The organism is uncultured Limosilactobacillus sp. (genome assembly GCF_934202235.1).
In the GTDB taxonomy this organism is placed as follows: Bacteria; Bacillota; Bacilli; order Lactobacillales; family Lactobacillaceae; genus Limosilactobacillus.
In genome coordinates this window covers 1-20,818 of the sequence record NZ_CAKPXS010000030.1, presented here as the reverse complement: position 1 = coordinate 20,818, position 20,818 = coordinate 1, and the positions used below count along the sequence as shown (strand labels likewise).

Sequence of the window (20,818 nt, the reverse complement as noted above, 5' to 3'; positions counted from 1 at the left end):
TTGAACATAATAATCTAAAAAAGCCAAGTCAATACAGTCGCTAAGTACTGATATAACTTGACTTTAAGTAGAAAAAATAGCTCTTTTAAGATCTGTTGAAAGTGAACGTTCTCCTTTAGCGTGGTGAATAAACAACATAAACGATGGAGACGGTGTAACTTGCTTAAAAACATTAGCAGATTGGTGCGTGAAAAACGGACTGAACTGGGACTTAGTATTGAAAAGCTGAGTGAAAAGGCAGACGTATCTGTGAGCTTTATCTCAAGAGTAGAATGGGAACAAATTTCAGACATAAAACTTAGAAATCTTGAAAAACTATCTTCTGCATTGAATATTCCAATTGAAACTTTTTTCGCTGATCGTAATTTAGCTGGATTACAAACGCAGAAGTTAATTCAGTTTCTGAAACAACTAAACGATGACAATCGTGAACAACTATGTAAAACGATTCTTAAACTTATTGAATTAAGTAAATATTCGACTAATTGATGTAGATATTTTTAAGTACTACTAAATTAACTAATAGAAATAAGCGGGCTATTCCATTGCTGGAACAGCTCGCTTCTTGTTTTTATCTATATAGAAAGACTTGTCCTGTAGCTAACCTAGCAATAAAGTTCCACGCGAAACAAATGGCTCTGCGGTGGTCGTTATCTCGAAAAAAAGCGGGATAAACGTGGCAGAAAAATCCTTGAAGGCTGGTGACAAAAATCTTCCATCTTTGATAGGCTCTAGCAAGCCAAGACGTTGTTGTAGTTGATGGCAAGCAGCAGAAACGCTGTAAGGATAGCAACTATTCGGATAATGCACTGCGCTGTAAATAAACAAGTCACGACAATCTTTTTTAGTTATACTACCTCCTTTAGATAATTTAAAAGCTTTTTTGACAATCAAAGATGACGGCGTTTTCCGCTTTGAAATGTTCCCTAATAAGTTGTTTAAAAAGTCCAAACACCATCGCACTTTATTTCCAACTAAAGCCAATAATCGACTCCTAAAATCGCTTATTGCTAACGATGATGTGCTTCAACAATATATTGCTGATGAAAAGAATGATTACTCTGATGAGTTAGTTTCAAAGGTTAATTCTTATCTAAGTAATAATGATGGTATTGTTGAATCACAAAAGGAACAACCTAAGTTTACGGCTGTACAGTTAGCAAATTGGCTCCGGGTTGAAAACTACTTTGAAAGAGATAGTGACTTAAATATTGACCCGTTAACGCAAATGAAGGTCATTAAACTACTCTACATTGCGTATGGGAGATTTTTAGCCGCAACCAGAAATAAATTATTTTCTTCAACGATCGTTCACTTTCAATATGGTCCATTAATAACAGAAGTTCATGATAAGTTTAATGGTCAAACTGTTCTGGACATTGATAAACCAGATAGAGAAGCGATGAATGACTATAACCTCGTTTCACAAGATATCGAGATTGTAGAGCTTCTCAGTAAAGTGAACGAAGATTACATTAACTACAACGCTGCTCGACTAAGTAAGCAAACTCATCGACCAGGTTCACCGTGGGATTTAACACCAGATCGAGAAGTGATTAAGGATCAGTTGATTTTTGATACGTTTAAGCGTGGAATAGAAGAATAGTTGTTCTTTCCAAATACATCAACTTTTGACTATGTTTGATGTCCATAGAATTAACACAAATGTTCGGAAATGCTGGCATAACAATATTTCAGCTGCCCTAAAACAGCGACTTTAGTGAGCACCACAAAGAGCACGAAAGCCTGTAATACCAGCGTTTATTATTGGAGTTACAGGCTTTTTTGTTACTGAAATGGCGCTGCTTTAATACGTTTGTTAACAGATGCGGATGTTGGTAGGCATTTTTGAGTGGTTGAAGTGCTTGGCTTGCTGACATGGCGAAGATATGTGATCAACATGGATATATGCACGTATATATTATATAATCTAAATGTATATACAAATGGAAAGGAGTCTTAATAATGGTTATTAAGTCACCAACTAAAATTTTTAAATCGGGTAATTCCAGTGCGGTGCGAATTAGTAAAGATATTATGGATGCAGCAGGATTGAAGGTTAACGACAAGATTAATGTGACCTTTAATTCACATGATGGTAGTGTGGTGATCAAGGCTGCTGATACTGATAATAAGGTCCATGATCATTTTTCTGAAATTTTAGATCAGAGTTTAGATGAAGATCAAGCAATCTTGGACTTCCTAAAGGATAAGTAACCATGAAATATTTAACCCAAGAAGAGTTAATTGAAATTAACCAACGAATCATTCGTCGGGCGGGTGAAGGTTCAATTGGCGTATTGGATAATAATGGATTGAATAGTGTTATCGAAGCGCCAAAGCAAGTTTTCTTTGGCCGGGAAGCTTATCCAACGGTTTGGTTAAAAGCAGCGTATTATCTGCAAAAGATTACTAAGAAGCATCTCTTTGCTGACGGCAATAAACGGACAGCGTTTGAAGCTGCCAAAGTATTCTTAATTCTGAATGGAATAACCCTCCATTTTGAAGGAATTGAGGCCGGGCAAATGGTTTTAGATGTTACTAACTCTCCGGACTCAGAGGAAGTTATGTTGAAGGTGGCAGAATATTTGAAGAAACATCAAATTAATCGAAAGTAATTTTGATGTAAATCCCATTACACCAACTTTTGATCATAGAATTAACAAGAAAACTTAACACGTTTAGAGTTGAATGCTGTCGTACCAATACCTCAGCTACTACACAACAGCACCCCTAGTTAGCATAATAAAGATCACAAAAGCTTGTAATAACAGCGTTTATCGTTGTTGTTGCAAGCTTTTTTGTGGCCTTTTAAGGCAATAGGTACCTGGTCAAAAAATTCCCAAGCCTGATACCAATGCTAAGCAAAAAGTACCAGCTCACCGTGACAACGATCAAAACTCTACTGCACAATTGCCAGCAGGTGCGAAGGTTGTTAACAACCAAGTCGTTGACGCTAATGGTCACGTCCTTGCTGGTTGGCAAGTTATCAACGGCAAGGCTGTGAAGAGTTCCAACGCACCAGTGATGACTCGCGAAGCTTACCGGGCACAACAAGCAGCTAAGAAGCTGCCACAAACTGGTAATGCCAACAGTTCAGCCTTAATGGGCTTAGGCGCTGCCACCTTACTGGGGATGTTTGGCCTAGCTGGTATTAACAAGAAGCGTGGATAATTCGTGTGGACATGGGTTGCCTGCATTAAAGAGGTATTTCTTGTGTTCGCCTCGCCCATTTGTTCCTTAAATTAAGAATAAAGGTGGAAGAGTGATGCTCTTCTGCCTTTTTGATTTGGAAAAATGGGTCGTTTTTTAGCTTGTCTGATTAACGGTTGGCCAGATTGGGTGATTACAGCTATGCTTGCAGTTGCTTGGGTAGTTGATATGCGGCGCTATGTGAAGACTTTTAACTCTTGATACAGTGGTTTCATAGATTGGTACTTGTCCATGTGATAATTAAATTAAACTGCTTTGCGGTTCAATAAATGAATTATCGGTGCAAAATTGGTTGATTTTGCACCGATAACTGTATTAAATAAGGAAACGGGTTAATTAGTTTGATCATTTAGTTAGCATTCTTGATTTTATTCAATAAAACAAGGTGCTGGACGACTAGCGAAGTTCCGAGATAAAGAACAAAAGTAGTACCCAGGCCGGTAATTATGTGATCAGTAATTGCGTGTGAAATAATCATGATTATCCATAAGATCATGGTGACATAATTTCCTTGACGATAAAATTTGCCATCTTTTTGCCAGACTTGACAGGTATAGGCGCGGGCAAAAGCAAATCCACCGGCAAGGATCAGGAGGGTAAAAATTAATCCTAAAACTGTTTGGTAATTGATGATAAGCTGTTTATTAGCAATGGCAATATAAGCATCGTATATCCCGATTGCCAGAATGATATATTTGCCTTTTGAGTCAACTTTAATTTCTTTAGGGCGAAGTTGTTTAAAAGCAATGTAAATAATAATTAACACAGGGACAAACTGTTGCTGAATCACCTTAAACATCGCAATTCCCTCCTTCATACCAGACAACTGTGGACATTTTATATCCGTGGACTATAATTGTCAAGGGATCGGGAGAGGGATAATAAAATTTTTGGAAAGTCCGTAAGGGTTATTGACGAATAATTACTAATAAGGAAGTGTCATGAATGAAAGTAAGTAAATCGTTTGTTCAAGCCATTGGAATCTTAGTAATGCTGGCAGAGCAGCCTCGTAAGTGCCCTTTAAAATCAAATATTATTAGTGACCGGTTGGGTGCTTCACATACGTATTTACTGAAAATCGCAAATAAACTAAAAAGGGCTGGTTTAATTAACGCCATTTCTTCTAAAAATGGTGGGTATTATCTGCAGAAAAATCCTAATAAAATCACCTACCTTGATATCTATCAAGCAGTAGAAAATGAGCTAACAATTGATTTTAATAATAGTCATGTCGGTGAATTATTTGAGAATCAGGAGTTAGTCAAGAAGGGTAAAAAACAATTAACGGCAACACTATCACAAGCGGAAACAGCTTTTAATAATGAACTCAAAAAACACCATTTGACGGAATTAGTACCAAAAGATGAAAGCGGCAAGTTAATGGTAATCGACTGGTCAAAAAGAGTGTGATTTTTGGTGATTGGACCAAGCAAGGTGAAACTAGTAATCGCCTTTACTGATCGCAGTTGAAATAAGTAAAACAAGAGTCTGTATACGGGGTTGTCCTCGTTGCAGACTTTTTAAGTCTTGTTAACGGCATTGAATACTGATAACCAGCAGTTCGTCAATTGCGCAAATATTTTTTTAGGATTATAATTTAACTGTTAAAAAGCAGATCTTGTGGGGGAGGACCAATACTTTGAGTAGTAATAATCGGAAAGAAATTAGGCGCAAAATGATGGACCAGCGGCAACGTTTTGCGTTGCGAAAGTACAGTGTCGGGCTTGCTTCGGTGCTAGTCGGGTTGCTGTTTATGGGCGGAACGGCGGTGCATGCTGCTGACGGTCAGTCGCAGGCAACGGCAGCAGTTAGCTCGACCACGCCAGCAACCAGTACGGATGCGACTAAGACGGCAGCCGGAAAAACTACCACGGCAGATCAACCGACAAGGACGCCGTCACCAGAGAAAACAACTGCTGATAACACCAATTCATCGAAGACTGGTAGTGATCCGGTAACGGCTCCCACTAAACATGACGGTTCAGCGATGCAAAGTAATCAGCAGCCAACCGTGAACCCGGCGACGGTAACGACCAACTTGGCCGCCACGCAGGCACCCGCAGCTAACCAGTACAACGTCGACGACTGGCAGTACACCACCGCTAGTGACGGGATTACGCTGACCAACTACACGGGTCAGGGAACGGACTTCTACATTCCAAATGCCAAGTCCTTCCGTGATGCTGGTAAGATCACGGCTGGTCAAAAGGTCTTCTTGACTTATGATTTCCTTCGGCAATTAGTTAACGAGAAGAAAGCTACTAGCATTTCGATTGAACGGGCGGCGGATGCGAATGACAAGGTCGTCGCTGTTGGCTACTATGACTCCAACAATGCCGGCAACAAGTTCAACCTCGCTTTTGGCCCCCACGTTAGTGACCATTCCGGTGATGACCAGGGGACTCACGGTAATCAGACCCTGAAACACATTGATGTCGCCGGATTAGACGTTTCCCAGCTGACAGATATGTCGGGGCTGTTCATGAATGATAAGGCACTGGAAAGCATTACTGGACTGGATGCCTGGACTTTCTCGCCGCATATGCACTCTATTGGTCACATGTTTGCCTGGGACGACAACCTCAAGACCATTCAGGGCATTGACAAGTGGGACACCACCAATTTCCAGTACATTGATAACTTGGTAATTGGCGATAAGAATCTGACCAACTTAGATCTCAGTGGCTGGAAGACCGACCAGGTAATCTTAGCCAACGACATGTTCAATGAGGCGACTAGCTTGACGACGGTTGGTGACCTTAGCAACTGGCGGTTGAATAATGCCGTAACCACTGCCAATATGTTTAACGATACCGGGAAGATTCAAAACCTGGGTAACTTAGACAACTGGGGCTTGGCAAAAGACACGGATATGTCCCAGATGTTCCGCGGGATGGACAGTTTGAAACATCTGGGTGATCTCAGTAAATGGCAAACCGGCAATGTGACAACGATGGAAGGCATGTTTCGGTTCGATGGTGCTCTGCAGTCGGTTGGTCATTTAGATAATTGGCAAGTGGGCAAGGTGACGAACATGAAGTCGATGTTTGACTTTGCTCACAGTATTGTTGACCTGGGTAATCTTGACAATTGGGACACCTCCAATGTGGAATATATGGGACAAATGTTCCGGGAAGATGTTGATAGTCGTCAAAACAATGGTGCAACTGGCAAAACCGTTTCGATTGGTTCACTCAAACATGTGGGGAACCTTTCGCGTTGGAATACTGCCAAGGTTAAAGATATGGCTGGGATGTTCCAGGGTACCCAATTGACTAGTGTTGGTGACCTCAGCAACTGGCAAACGGGTCAAGTCGGGACGGCCAACCCCAATGCTGATGGTGGCTATAATGCCGGCTTTGACTACATGTTTCAAAACACGCCGGACCTGACCTCCATTGGTGACATCCATAACTGGGATGTCCACAACGTTACCCAGATGTTTAATATGTTCGATCGTTCTGGAATTAAGAACATCAATATCTCCGGCTGGCACTTTAACGATAAGATGACGACTGCAGATCGTGGTGGGGTCGGCACTACTAATATGTTTGCCAACTTGAAGAACCCGACAACCATCATCGCCAACGACCTGGTCAACACGCCAAGTACTTTCACTGCTAAGGACTTTGCTGGTAACCAACCGTTGATTGTCATTTCCAATGATGCCACCCTGCAGAAGATGAATACCCAAAGTGATGGGCATAACGGAACGGGACACCCGGCCGACACGATTCACTACGTTCAACTGCAGGATGATCAACCACAACCAGTTGGTAGCCAGCAGCAGGACTTTGTCTACGCTAACCAGGATGCCCTCAACAAGCAGTTAACGAAACTGACTACCGGGACTAACTTTAAAGCAGTGACAAATAATCCAAGTTCTAAGATTCCTGATGGCGATGTGATTACTCCTGAAGGGACAACCGACCTGGAGAAGATCGCTGGTAATTATGATGTTGGTGAGACTGTTCACCGGACTTACAAGGTAATTGAAAAGCTTCCCGATGGTCATGGTGGAATAACGCAGAAGACCATTTTGCAGTTCGATGGTGACTTCTACCGGCCATTAATTAAGAATGCTGACGGAACTTACAAATATGGGCAATTCCAAGAAGGACCTAATGCCAGTTACGTTACCGGCACCTGGGCTAACCATCACCAGTACTCAGCAGATGACCACACAGCTGGTGAAACAACGTATGATACAGTATCTGGCTATACTGCTCACCTGCCAAAGGGACCGCAGGGCGAAGATGTTATTCAGAAAATTAACCGCGGCCAGTGGGTCCGGATGGATGGCCCAATCTGGTTTAAGAACTGGTATAAGCGTGACCATGCATCGGTTCCGGCTGACGATAACCACTTAACAATGGATATCTTCCAGGGCGATGAAGGCTATGATGAGATGCCAAAGAGCCAGGATTTCGACATTACCTACACCACAAACGTTTACTACCAGTTGGTCGATGACGATAAGAACGAGGAGAATGTTGGTGCCCCAGTCACGATTTCTGGTGAATCCGGTCAGACGGTTGACCCGAGCAAGACGGTGAAGGTGCCAGAACATTATGTTTTAGCAGATGGTAAAAGTATTCCAACAACATATACATTCAAGCAGCCTAACCAAACGGTGAAGATTCACTTAAAGCACGATACTCAGGATGCTACTACGGCTGAAAAGAAGGATCCGGTTACCTCAACTTTCCACATCATCGAAAAATTGCCTGATGGTACGAAGAAGACGATTTGGACGTTAACGACGACCCAGTACCGGCAAGCAACCAAGGACCTGGTAACTGGCAAGATTACGTATGGTAAATATACCGACGTTTCTGGCCAGGGTGAGGATCCACACAACACCTATGAGATGAGTGGGCAAGCCCTGCATCTTGGCAGTCACGGCTTACCAAATGATACGACTGCTGGCACTGGCTCTTATGATCCAGCGCCGGATGGTTATACGATTAATTTGCATATGGATAAGCTACCAGCTGCAACCACGCCGTTGCACATTAGCTACGACCAGACAAACCATACGTATTACGTGGATGTTTACTGGGGCAAACAGCCGGTTGATGAATTCCCAAAGAATCAGGACTTCTACATTGATTACACGGCCAAGTCGGCGCACCAGGACTACCAGTTCGTGGACGATGCTGGTCACGTTATCAAGCCTGATGGGACCACCAATGCGGATCCAAATGCTATTTCCACAAGCGTTAATGGCCAAACCGATGGTATTATTACAACGCCAAAGGTTCCTGCTGGATGGGTAACGACCGATGGTCAACCAGTACCAGGTGGTAAATTCCAACCGGATGATAAGGAAAAGACAATTCAAGTTCCGGTTGTCCACAAGATTATCACTGTCCATCCGGATAAAGTGACGGCCAACCAGCCGCTGAAGGGTAATGAAAATAAGATCCCTGGTGATGGCAAGCCGAAGAACGATATTACCTATAGCGACCTGCACAAGACGATTACGCGGATGATCACGATTACCAAGCCGGGTGAGACCACACCACAAAAGATCAAGCAAACGGTTACGTTAACGCGGAGTGTGACGATCGATGACGTTACTGGTGACGTTAAACCTGGCGCCTGGTCAACTGGTTCCTTCTTAGCATTTAATAACGTGCCGACCGTTCCTGGTTACACCGCTTCGCGGACTAGGGTCGACGGCGAACAAGTTACTGCCGATACCACGAACCAGACGGTGAAGATTACTTACACCGCTAATGACACCCATCAGGATTACCGGTTCGTTAATGGCGATGGGAAAGTCATTAAGATGGACGGGACGACCAATCCTGACCCACACTCCACTTCCACGACCGTTAATGGTAAGGTTGGCGACCAAATTAACACGCCGAGTGTTCCTAATGGTTGGGTCACTATTCCTGGGACGACGGTTCCTGGTGGTACCTTTGGCCCTGATTCAGATAAGACGCCGATCACCGTTCTGGTTCAGCACGGTTCGGTCACGATTAAACCAAGCGAACTGACTAAGCCGGTCCAACAAATTGCTGGCGATCACGCCCACCCTGGTGATAATAAGCCTAACCGGGCAATTAGCTATGCTGACCTGCACCACACGGTTACCCGGACGATTACGGTTGAAAAGCCAGATGGGACAACGGCAACGGAGATCCAAAAGGTTTCCTTCAGTCGACCAGCCCATATTGACACAGTCACAGGAGCGGTTACTCTTAGTGATAATGAATGGACGCCTGACGCTGAGACCAGCTTTGTGGTTTACACGCCAGACCCGGTTGACGGTTACACACCGCAAACTGTTGCTGCTAAGCCTGTCAAGGTTACCGACCCGGACACTACCGCCACCGTTGGTTACACGGCTAACACTGCCCACCAGGACTACCAGTTCGTGGACGGCGATGGCAACGTTGTTAAGCCAGATGGGACAACTACGTCGGACAAGCATACCATTTCCACGAGTGTTAATGGTCACACCGGTGAAAACATCACAACGCCAAAGGTTCCTGCTGGTTGGGTCACGACCGATGGTCAACCAGTACCGGGTGGCAAGTTCCAACCGAATGATAAGGAACAAACGATGCCGGTTAGTGTCAAGCACGGCATCAAGCCTGTCACTCCAGCCGATGTTGTGACGCCAGGGGCCAAAATTGCTGGTAATTCAGATAAGCAGCCTGGTGATGGTAAGCCTATTAAAGACATTACCTACAGCGACCTGCACAAGACGATTGCCCGGACGATCACGATTACCAAGCCGGGTGAGCAGCCACAGACGACGACCCAAAAGATTAACTACCAACGGCCAGCGACTATTGATGACGTCACTGGTGACGTTGATTATGGTAACTGGACTGTTGCTAGTGATTCACCGGCTCAGACGCTGAAAGCAGTGAACGCACCTGATGTGCCAGGATACACTAAGCGTGTTTCCGGCAGCGTTGGTAACTGGATGCCAAGCCAGGACGACATTAACCACTGGACGGATTCACAATCAACAGTAACTTACATTGCGGACCCAGCAACGATCCATGTCCACTTCCAGACGGGGGATGGTACCACCGTTCCTGAACAACAGATTTCTGGTCGCACCGGCGAACCAACTACTGGTAAGCGGATTCAGATTCCAGCGGGGTGGGCAGTTGATGGGCCTGAACCGAAGTTGCCGGAAACGTTTGCCCCAGACGGTAGCAACAGCAATAACGTCATGGTTCCGATCAAGCACGCTACTACGACGATTCAGCCAACCGCACCAAAGTCCACGGAGGATATCTTGCCAAATAATCCTGACAAGACTTACCCAGCTGGCGTGGGCGCCGCCGACTTGAACAAGACGGTTACCCGGACAATCCGGATTATGCTGCCTGACGGAACGGTTGTTACTGAAACGCAAACGACCCACCTGACCCGGACGGCAACGGTTGACGAGCTGACGGGCCACGTAACGTACGGACAGTGGAGTACCGGCCACTGGGACGCTTATGATGTGCCGGCAGTACCGGGTTACACACCGAGTCAACGCAAAATTGCGGGGATGGATGTCACGGCTGATGCCGCTGCTGCCACTGTTAACATCACTTATGCCGCCGCAAATCGCCAGGCACAAACAGCTGGCCATGAGACGGTCAACAGTGTTGGTGTAGCAACACAATCCGACAACCAGAAGTCAGCAAGCCAGCGGCAATTGCCACAAACTGGTAATGACCATTCTGACATGACGGTCTTAGGTCTTGGCCTACTGTCGATGCTGGAACTCTTCGGTTTCCGTAAAAAGCAAGATTAATAAGGACCAACATGGTTAAACGATTGTTCGGACTACCGTGAAAATGTTTGGCGGAACGCAGCGGACAAAAAGAAAGCCTTCAAATCAGTACTTCGGCACTGGTTTGGAGGCTTTTTACGTAACAATGTTGAGTGGTCATGGTTTAATGATTGCTGTTAGTAAAGCGGTGGATTAGTTAGTTGATAATACTGATAATCTCTAAAACAGGCGGCAATTAATGAATTGCTAAGAACAATTATAGCCGATGATCAGGCAGTTGGCCGGTAAAAATATAAACGATCTTACAACGAAAAAGTAGTTTCCCCCAGTAATAATCGACATATCAATTGATTAGTAAATTAGTTAAACTCGATTAACTTCTTTGTGTGAAAGCGATACAATTAAGAAGTTAATAAAAGTAGGTTGGTCATAATATTGGGAGGACAAACAATGGTTTCCAAGAATAATTGGCGAAATAAACTTGAGCAAAATGCTCATCGGCGGCCACACTATGGCCTGCGAAAGTTGAGCGTGGGGGTAGCCTCGGTTCTTTTAGGGACGACTTTATATTTAGGTGGTGCCAGCACTGTTGCCCATGCGGCAACGCAGACAGTTAACGTTCCCGCCAACTCTGCCGACCATGCTGCTAAGCAAACCCAGTCGGATAGTCAGCAGCTGCAGGCTAAGCAGGTCACTTTGGATGCGGCCAAGAAGGCCGCACCAGCAGCGATAACGAACGCTCAATCAGCTGCTCGCCAAGCGCGGGCTCAACAAGCTACGGACCTGGATGACAATAAGGTTGCTGCCACTAAGACCGCTACTAACAGTGCAAGCCAAACTCAGAGTACCCTGACCGTGGATGCTGGGAATAGCACGGTGAGTGAGGACAGCGGCCAAATTGGCTTAACGTGGAAAGTGGCCAACTACCATCGTGGTGATACTTTCCGGATTGAGGTTCCGCAGAGCACCTGGTTACACGGTGTCCACGTCAGTCCAATCAGCAACGCATATATCAATAGTGACTCTGGCAGTAACTTGCAAGAGGGACCAGTGACTCTTTCGGTAACGATGAATAATGATAGCGTGGGGACGATCAGTGTGCCAATCACGCTATCTATCAAATCGTATATTGATTTGAAGTACTTTGGCGATTTTCAACGACAAATCAAGATTTACCAGAATGATGATCAGACGCCACTTGCCCAGCTGACACTGGTTGAGCACATCCCACAGCCAAAACTTACTGTTACTACTGATTTTAGTGGTGCGCCGGGAACAACTACAAATGAAGGAGCGGTACCGGGTGGAACTGATGGTTTGACTTATCAGACCGACAATGGGTATTCAGATGCGTCGGTTACGCTTACCCACTTTAAAATGGTTGTTAACGTTCCCAAATATTTTCAGGCAACCGGGATCGATAACACCTCTATCAATGCGCAAAATATTAAATTTACGCAAGAAAAAGCAGGATCACCGATCACGATTACAGCTGATTCGGTTGAATGGGATCCTAAACAGAACAATCGTTTGTTTGTTATTAACGGTAAATATGAAAACTTTACACGTCCGGAACAAGACCAGCAGGTATCAATTGATGGTGGTCAAATTACTGCCCAGTTAGCTGGTCAGCCAGTGACGATTAACGTTCCGGGTTACAAAGAATTAATTAGGGCCGTGCCACAGGTACTAAAAGGGGACGACCTGCGATATCACAATATCACCCAAGGCTTGCATATATATGATCCGCAGAAAGAAACCGAGCTGGGAGAGTCTAGCTGGGGGTCTAATATGAATAAGGACCACCATAACTTGGATGATTTGCCCAGTTATCATGATTTGACGATTACTCGGAACTTGTCTGATGACTACGTTATTACCCGTTTAACTGGCTTTAACAAAGCGGTGAAATCGGTCAACGTGACCGATATCAACGGCCAGACGAAGACGTATACCGTTAACAACGGGTCGATTGACTTCGGTCAGGGACAACGGGTGGTTCAGTTTAGCTACCAGTTGCCTGCTCAGTTACCGGCTGATTTTGGCGAAACGGTTCAACTTTTTGGTTATTTGAGCAAAACGCATCGGGATGGTAGTAAAGTTGCTGTGGGAGATCAACTGGTGATTGCCTTAGAGATCAAGCGTGGCCAAACAACAGTATTAGATCTGAATAAGTCAAAGGAAACAGCATACGTTGCCGGGTATAAGTCGACCACGGTGGAATATGATCTTAAGCAAGGTGCTAATGTTGATCCAGGGTCAGCGGTTTCATTAACTAATCGGGTTGACGGTTTTGGTTATTATACACATAATGTTGTCAGTGATCAGGTATCCAAGAGTGATTATGCAGGCCTAGAAACCACCATTGTGAAGAACCCCCAATTTTGGATTATTTTGCCAAAGACCGTTAGTGGCGCGGATCATTGGCATAATGATGGAAGCTGGCTTTTAACTACTAGTACAGTTAATGGACGGATGGTCTTACACTTTGTGCACCGTGGAACTGTCGAGGCTGCGGACTTATCCGAGTTGATATATGAACTGCCCCACGATTTTGTCACTGGGTGGGCCTACCTTAATCAGTCCGACCAGGGAGCAATCTACTTTACCGCTGATAATATCAGCAAACTTAACCTGACCAATCAAGCAGCAACTAGCGAGCAAGTCCAGGGATTACCGGGAGTTGCTGGTCATGATGTACGGCTGGTATCGACTTTTAGTGCTCGCGTTCAAACAGCAACTGGTCATTATCTTAACGCCAAGGCGCAAGGCAACCTCGATGCCGGGTTAGCTGTCCGTGGGACATCCACCTATGTTGGGACAAGTAAGCTTCACTTTGTTACCACGGTCGCTAATGCCGATTCGCAGGATTACCAAGCACCGACGCTGGTGATCAACTTGCCCACCACTAGTGATGAGGAGAACGTGGCCACCTACCTCGACAAGGATAGCATCCACGTGGTAGACACCAAGACCGGTAAAGAGGTGACGGGTGTTACTGTTCTGGCTTCCACCACGGCAGTAAACGTTAGTGGAACTGACAAGGTTAGTCGGAATGGGTTTGTTCCGCTAGCCAGCCTGAGTACTGACAAGCTGAAAGCGGTTAAGTCGTTGATGCTGATTGTTAATAAGCTATCAGCTAATGATTCCTTCCAGGTGTCGCTGGATGTGATTCCTGTTGACGGCAGCCTTGTGCCAGCAATTGGCAAAAAGGCAACCATTGCGGCTCAGTCTTATAGTGAGCAGACCCTCCCAATTAATGCTGAAGCTTCAATTGACATCGTTGGTCAAGCCACCGTTCATGAGCGGGTACACTATGTTGACAAGCAGGGCCAGGAACACACCATTGCGCTGGAAGACCAGCAAACAAACGTTGGCAATGATACAAAAGGGCTCGTTTATGATCAAAATAACCAGGAACTAGCAGCGACGATCCCAGACGGTTTTAAATTAGACAGTACTACTGTTATTAATGGGGCCAAGACCTGGCAGGGTGATGACCAGCATTACCCGAATGGTAAGTTAAACTTGAACGGCAAGATTACATACGATGCTGATGACGATACCATCCAGTATGAATTGGTTCCGGCCAAGCAGGAAACCATGAAGGTCGAGATTGTTGATATTAGCGGTAAGACACTGCAGGCCATCAAGACCCTGACCTTCCACGGCACGGGGAACACGACGCTTTCTGCGGATGATGTTAAACAAGTTAATGACTACCTCAGCAGTCAGCATGACCATTACCAAGTGGTTGACATCAGTGGAATTTCGGATATGTCCAAGTCTTGGTTGGCAAAGCAGGGGCTGAGCGATTGGACTTTGCCGTATTCCATGGCCGGCCAAAAGTTCAGTGATGGTCAAGAAACGGTTGTTGCGATCCCGGTTAGTCGGTATAAGTATGATTCTGCAACTGTTCCAATGTTGTCGTCAGCTTCGGTAGCGGTTGAACCTGCTAATAGCAGTGTTAAGCCGTTAGACAGTTTGCCTGATGACTTTAGAAACCAGATAAGTGAAACTTCATTTGACCAGCTGACCAACGACGTTAAGAACGTTGTGCAAACTGCAATTAGCGGGATGGTTGGTAATGGCAGTATCTACAAACGGACTAATTTACAGACTGGAAAGATTTCTTACCTGGTAAGTACAAGCGGCTATTATGAGATGGCACAACGGCAGGCGGCAGAGCGTGGGATCAACTTAACGTTGACTCAGAAGGGGTCGACCGTTACCTTGACGATCGATCTCTCGAAACTGGGGGCATACGAGCAGAATGGTGACCAGTATAAGCTGGTTGCTGGCTGGCAAAAATATGATGGTCTTAACGGCACCCTCCGCAGCAAGTTTGAACAGCCGGTGATGACGGTTCAAGTTAAGCTGTCCTCACTTATTGATGCGTATGATAAGTATAGTAATGGGCAATCATCAGCAGCTGTTCCGGCAGGGACGCTCAAGGTTAATGGGCAGGACCTCGGCCAGTTAACGATTGATCAGATTAATAGTATGGATCAGCCAGCCATTAAGCTAGTCTGGAAGTACACGCAGGACCCGGAAAATTGTACGGTTACCTACCAGTACGTGGATGCTAATGATAACTACCAACCGATCAGCGGGGTCGCACCAGTGAAGGTTGCTGGCCAAGCCGGTGAGTCAAAGGATGTTCATCTGCCGACAATCCCTGCGGGTTACCAACTAGCAGCTGATGCCCAAGTACCAACGACGGTTACCCTTGACGGTACGAAGACGGTTAATATCCCGCTGGTTCACCAACAGAAGAATGATCCAAAGACTGGCGAAGTGACCCGGCAGTACCGGATTATTGAAAAGATGCCGGATGGGACGACTAAGGTAATTCACACTGCGACAATTACCTACCATGGTCAAGTCGTTACCGATGCGGTTACCGGGAAGCCAGTTTTGAAGGGAACGCCAGACAGTGCTGACCTCTTTAAGACTGACGATTCTGATTCTAGAGGGGACAAATATGGTGTCCGCCTGAGCTTGACGATTCATGATAGATTAAATGGTTACCCAGTAACAGTGGTGACACCAAATGGTTGGACGACAACGGAAGTTCCGGAGGGTGTTGAGTATGATGATGCCGCAACTGGTAGTGGGTATACATTACAGGATCAATATTTGAACATAAACTTTAATCCAGCCATGCCGTCAATGGACTTCTACCTCCAAGCTCAGCCAAGCAAGTTAACTGTCACTTACCAGACCAAGGATGGGCAGACGGTTGGCAAGCAGGAACTGACCGGCAAACCTGGCGATGCCTTTAGTACTAACAATGAGAAGACAACCTTGAAGCTGCCAGCCGGCTACGTGGGTGTTGACGGGCAGGACCCATTAACGCAAATTAAGAATAAGTATAAGGGTGCCGATGGTCAGCCACTCACATCCTTCCAAGACACACCCCAGGCAGTAACGGTGGTCGTTGACCACAAGATCGACCAAATTAGCCATAAACAGCCGGTACCCGAAGGTGGCAAGACATCAACGGGGAAGCCGGTTGATGGTGCGCATGATGCGGATCTGAACCAGACAGTTACGCGGACGATTATCACGACTGATCCGCACGGTCATCAGACGACGGTTACCCAGACTGCCAAGATCTCGCGGGATGCGACGGTTGATGAAGTCACCGGTGAAGTTACCAATTATGGTAATTGGTCAACGGATAAGACGAATTGGACAGCGGTACCGACCAACGCTATTCCTGGCTACACCGCTCACATCAAGATCGATGGGCAAGATGCCAATGATATTCCACCGGTTACTGTTCAGGATGGTCAGAATGATGTGAAGGTTAATATTACCTACACGCCAAACGACCAACCGGGGAAGATTTCCTACGTTGACGTTGATGACCACGGGAAAGAAGTTGGTCAGACACCACTGACGGGTAAGACTGACAGCGACGTCACAGTTACACCAGAGATCCCGACTGGTTACGAGCAAGTGCCAGATCAGACTATTCCAAGTACGGAAAAGGCAACATCAACGGGTATCCCAACTGTAACGGTTAAGGTTCAGCACAAGATTGACCAAATTAGCCATAAGAAGCCGGTACCTGAAGGTGGTAAGACACCAACAGGGAAGCCCGCTGATGGTGCACATGATACGGATCTGAATAAGACGATTACCCGGACAATTACCACGACTGACCAGCACGGTCATCAGACGACAGTTACCCAGACTGCTAAGATTTCGCGTGATGCGAAGGTCGATGAAGTCACAGGTAAAGTTGTCCATTATGGTGACTGGTCGAAGGATAAGACGGATTGGACAGCAGTAACACCAACTCCAATTGATGGCTACACCGCCCACATCAAGATCGATGGGCAGGATGCCAATGATATTCCGGCGGTTACTGTTCAGGATGGTCAGAAAGATGTGAAGGTTAATATTACCTACACGCCGAAGGACCAAAAAGGCTATATTTCCTACAAGGATATTGATGATCATGGTAAGGAAGTTGGTCAGACGCAGCTGAAAGGACAGACTGACCACGAAGTAACTGTTACCACAGACATTCCAACTGGCTTCGAGGAGGTACCGGGTCAGCATATTCCGGCCACTGTAACGGCCGGAACTGCTGGGGTACCAACTGTGACGGTCAATGTAAGGCACAAGAAGGTTACCGTCACCCCTGGTCAGCCAAAGACACCAGCCGACACGTTGCCGGATAACCCAGGCAAGAAGTACCCAGCGGGTGTTGCAAAGGATGATTTGAATAAGACGATTACCCGGACAATCATCGTCAACAAGCCTAATGGTACCCATACGACTGAGAAACAGACTGTTACTCTGACTCGGACCGCTACTGTTGATGAGGTTAATGGCACAGTTACCCCTGGCACGTGGTCAAAAGGCCACTTTGATGAGTACGATGTCCCAGAAATTCCGGGGTACACGCCGACAAAGGACAAAGTTCCAAGTGTTTCTGTATCGTCAACTGACCAAGACCAGAAGGTAACGGTTGACTACAAACCAAACCAGTACAAGGGGACGATTACTTATGTTGATAGTCATAACCAGCCGGTTGGTGAGAAATCGCCATTAAGTGGTAAGACTGGTGAGACCATTACGGTTGTTCCGCATGCTCCTGCTGGTTGGAAGATCAGCGAAGGTCAGCACTTCCCAATAACGCAAAAGGTCACAGCTAAGGGAATCACTGAAGTCACTATGAAGGTTGAACACGCCACGACAACGGTTCAACCAACGGACCCGAAGACACCAGGTGATACTTTGCCGGATAACCCGGGTAAGAAGTACCCAGCTGGTGTTGACCAGGACGACTTGAATAAGACGGTTACCCGGACAATCACGGTGGTTGAGCCAAATGGGACTCGTGAAGATCATAGCCAGACGGTTCACTTTACCCGGACGGCAACAGTGGATGAAGTGACTGGCCAGGTTCAGTACAGCGGCTGGAAGACCAGCAATGATCGCTTTGCTGCTTACTCGGCGCCGCAAATTGCGGGGTACACGGCTGACAAGACGGCACCACAGATTGATGGTGTGACTATCTCTAGCCAGCCGGAACCAGTAGAAATTCAATACCGTGCAGTTCCAAGTGAGCCAACTAAGCAGACGCCTGGTAATGGTCAGTCGACGACACCAACACCAGGGCAGGCACAATCAAGTACTGCTCAGGGTAGTCAGCCAGCTGGGCAAGCACAGGCAGCCGCGAAGAAGGACGCTGCTTTGCCACAAACTGGTAATGACCATGCTGGCGGCTTAGTTTCGCTGGGCTTCGCCAGCCTGCTAGGCATGATGGGACTACTTGGTGGCCACCGGCGGAAGAATGATTAATAATGTTGCACTACTCAAGAATTGCTAACGTGATATGCCGTTAGCACAAAGAAGGCTCTCGAGTTAGGTTTAACCGAGCTGGAGGGCCTTTTTCTGTTGTCTAAATAGTAGTTAAACTTGATTTCACTAATTTTTTCAAATGACGTATAATTAAAACGTTAATAATTAGTTTTTTTAGCGATATGGGAGGATTTAAAAATGGTTTCACGGGCTAACCTGAACCAAAAAGCAGCACAGAACGCACGACGGCGGCCACATTATGGGTTGCGCAAACTCAGTGTGGGCGTGGCGTCAGTATTATTAGGGGCCACCCTTTACCTTGGTGGGACGAATATTGAGGCACACGCGGCGGTAGCCAATGCTACTGATAATGCAACAACCCAAAGTCAGCTGACGACATCAAAGGGGCAACAGGATAAGTCGGCCCAAAATCTGGACACTACTGGTCACCAGGGCTGGTCAGCACAGGCGTTGGCATCGATGAAGGCCACTAATGTGGATGATAATGGCCAGATAGATCAAGTTACGAATGATATTTTTTATCGTTCCTATAATAAGACAATCCAGGAACAGATTACTTACCATAATCCCGATAACAGTACTTTATCAAAGTCAATTAGCGAAACGTATTCGACTACGGCTTTTGATGGTGTAGTCAATCAGGTTCACACTGGTAGTCAAGTCATCACAACTTCAGGACAAGTCTTTTATGGACAAGTGGACAACGATAAGGGGAATAAGACTGGGGCCACTAGTTTTCAATTAGCTTATTTAAATGGGAAAGTATTATTTATTAATGGTACCCAAATTGTCCTAGAAACCACGCCATCGACGTTAACTGACCAGCAGATTGCTAAAGTTATGCCAGTAGCGAAGTTTGATGAGTATCGGATTGACCAGAAACAAGGATACGAGTCTTATTACTCGCTCAATGGTGGGCCACGTACAAAGGGTACGGTAATATCAGCGCAAAGTAGGCTATTCGACCAGCCAAACATCAAAGTTGATATTTATTACAAGGAAATCAAAAAATCAACCGTCACGGTTCAACTCGTGGATGATGACAACAATTCTGCACCTGTGGGAACGCCAGTCAGTGCCCAGGGGATCCCAGGAGAGAGTCACACTTTCAATCTTTCGGTCCCTCCGCACTACCGATTAGTGACGGGGAAGAGTTCTTTTAACCATACCTTTACCGGAAACAATGAAGCGCTGACGATTCACCTTGTTCACCAAACGCAGCCTGCTTCGCGCACTGCTAGCGTCACCCGAACAATTCATTACGAAGGTGCGGGTACTAGTACCCCACGAGATACGGTTCAGACCGCTAACTTTACCCAAACGGGGACCACAGACCTAGTTACGGGTAAGACATCTTGGAATAATGTCACTAACCAGACTTTTGGGGAAGTGACCTCGCCAACAGTAGCGGGCTACAAGCCTGATACAGATAAAGTGAAGAGTGTCTCGGTTAAGTATGTTGACCAAAGTAGCAGAATTATTGTTAAGTATCTTCCGCAACTACAGACAGGGAACATTATTTATGTTGATGTCGACAATGGTAATGCCGAGGTTGGCCCCCGGACGCCGCTCAATGGGCGTACTGGGGATGATGTAACGGTTACGCCGCATATTCCGGCTGGTTATAAAAGAGTGCTAAATCAGAACATTCCAAGTACGGAAAAGGCAACGGTTAACGGGATCCCTGATGTTACGGTCAAGATTGAACATACTACAACCACGGTTCAACCAACTGACCCGAAGACACCGGCTGACAAGCTGCCAGACAATCCGGGGAAGAAGTACCCAGAGGGCGTTGCCGAGAAGGACCTGAACAAGACGATCACACGTCAGATTACGGTGGTTAAGCCAGATGGCACTCGTGAAGACCACAGCCAGTCAGTGCACTTAACACGGACGGCCACGGTGGACGAAGTTACCGGAAAAGTAACCTATGGCAACTGGACAACGGGCAGTATGGATGATTATTCTGCACCAACGGTTGCTGGTTACCATGCTGATAAGAAC

Annotated in this window: 10 protein-coding genes and 1 pseudogene; 9 read left to right on the top strand and 2 right to left on the bottom strand. The window is 46.0% G+C overall.

Annotation, left to right across the window (positions count from 1 at the left end):
• Positions 1 to 159: 159 nt before the first annotated feature.
• On the top strand, positions 160 to 489 hold the full coding sequence (locus Q0E49_RS05525; protein ID WP_295746938.1) for a helix-turn-helix transcriptional regulator: 330 nt from the start codon (positions 160 to 162) through the stop codon (positions 487 to 489).
• 111 nt (positions 490 to 600) lie between these two features.
• Here the strand turns inward: Q0E49_RS05525 and Q0E49_RS05520 are convergent, their stop codons facing one another.
• The gene (locus Q0E49_RS05520) at positions 601 to 894 is read right to left on the bottom strand and encodes a hypothetical protein (protein WP_295746937.1); all 294 of its coding nucleotides are present in this window, start codon (positions 892 to 894) and stop codon (positions 601 to 603) included.
• Between the two features lie 25 nt (positions 895 to 919).
• Between Q0E49_RS05520 and Q0E49_RS05515 the strand changes: the two genes are divergently transcribed.
• From Q0E49_RS05515 to Q0E49_RS05500, 4 genes and pseudogenes are all read left to right on the top strand, one after another.
• The gene (locus Q0E49_RS05515; protein ID WP_366509541.1) at positions 920 to 1,606 is read left to right on the top strand and encodes a type II toxin-antitoxin system antitoxin SocA domain-containing protein; all 687 of its coding nucleotides are present in this window, start codon (positions 920 to 922) and stop codon (positions 1,604 to 1,606) included.
• 359 nt (positions 1,607 to 1,965) lie between these two features.
• Positions 1,966 to 2,217, top strand: coding sequence for a hypothetical protein (locus tag Q0E49_RS05510; RefSeq protein ID WP_295746935.1), 252 nt, complete (start codon positions 1,966 to 1,968; stop codon positions 2,215 to 2,217).
• A 2-nt stretch (positions 2,218 to 2,219) separates the two neighbouring features.
• Positions 2,220 to 2,618 (top strand): type II toxin-antitoxin system death-on-curing family toxin, encoded by a 399-nt coding sequence (locus tag Q0E49_RS05505; protein ID WP_295746934.1) that lies wholly within the window; start codon positions 2,220 to 2,222, stop codon positions 2,616 to 2,618.
• A gap of 442 nt (positions 2,619 to 3,060) precedes the next feature.
• Positions 3,061 to 3,174, top strand: a pseudogene (locus Q0E49_RS05500) (LPXTG cell wall anchor domain-containing protein); the annotation flags it as partial.
• Between the two features lie 388 nt (positions 3,175 to 3,562).
• On the opposite strand, the gene Q0E49_RS05495 reads toward Q0E49_RS05500, so the two are convergent.
• Entirely contained in the window at positions 3,563 to 4,012 is a 450-nt protein-coding gene (locus Q0E49_RS05495; protein ID WP_295746933.1) for a hypothetical protein, read from the bottom strand.
• A 146-nt stretch (positions 4,013 to 4,158) separates the two neighbouring features.
• On the opposite strand from Q0E49_RS05495, the gene Q0E49_RS05490 reads away from it, so the two are divergent.
• From Q0E49_RS05490 to Q0E49_RS05475, 4 genes are all read left to right on the top strand, one after another.
• The gene (locus Q0E49_RS05490; protein ID WP_295746932.1) at positions 4,159 to 4,623 is read left to right on the top strand and encodes an Rrf2 family transcriptional regulator; all 465 of its coding nucleotides are present in this window, start codon (positions 4,159 to 4,161) and stop codon (positions 4,621 to 4,623) included.
• Positions 4,624 to 4,852: 229 nt separating this feature from the next.
• Positions 4,853 to 10,990 carry a BspA family leucine-rich repeat surface protein gene (locus Q0E49_RS05485; protein WP_295746931.1) on the top strand — a complete coding sequence of 2,046 codons (6,138 nt, stop codon included), beginning with the start codon at positions 4,853 to 4,855 and terminating at the stop codon, positions 10,988 to 10,990.
• Between the two features lie 429 nt (positions 10,991 to 11,419).
• The gene (locus Q0E49_RS05480) at positions 11,420 to 18,790 is read left to right on the top strand and encodes a YSIRK-type signal peptide-containing protein (protein WP_295746930.1); all 7,371 of its coding nucleotides are present in this window, start codon (positions 11,420 to 11,422) and stop codon (positions 18,788 to 18,790) included.
• 198 nt (positions 18,791 to 18,988) lie between these two features.
• Positions 18,989 to 20,818 (top strand): YSIRK-type signal peptide-containing protein (locus Q0E49_RS05475; protein ID WP_295746929.1); only part of this gene is annotated, 1,830 nt, incomplete at its 3' end.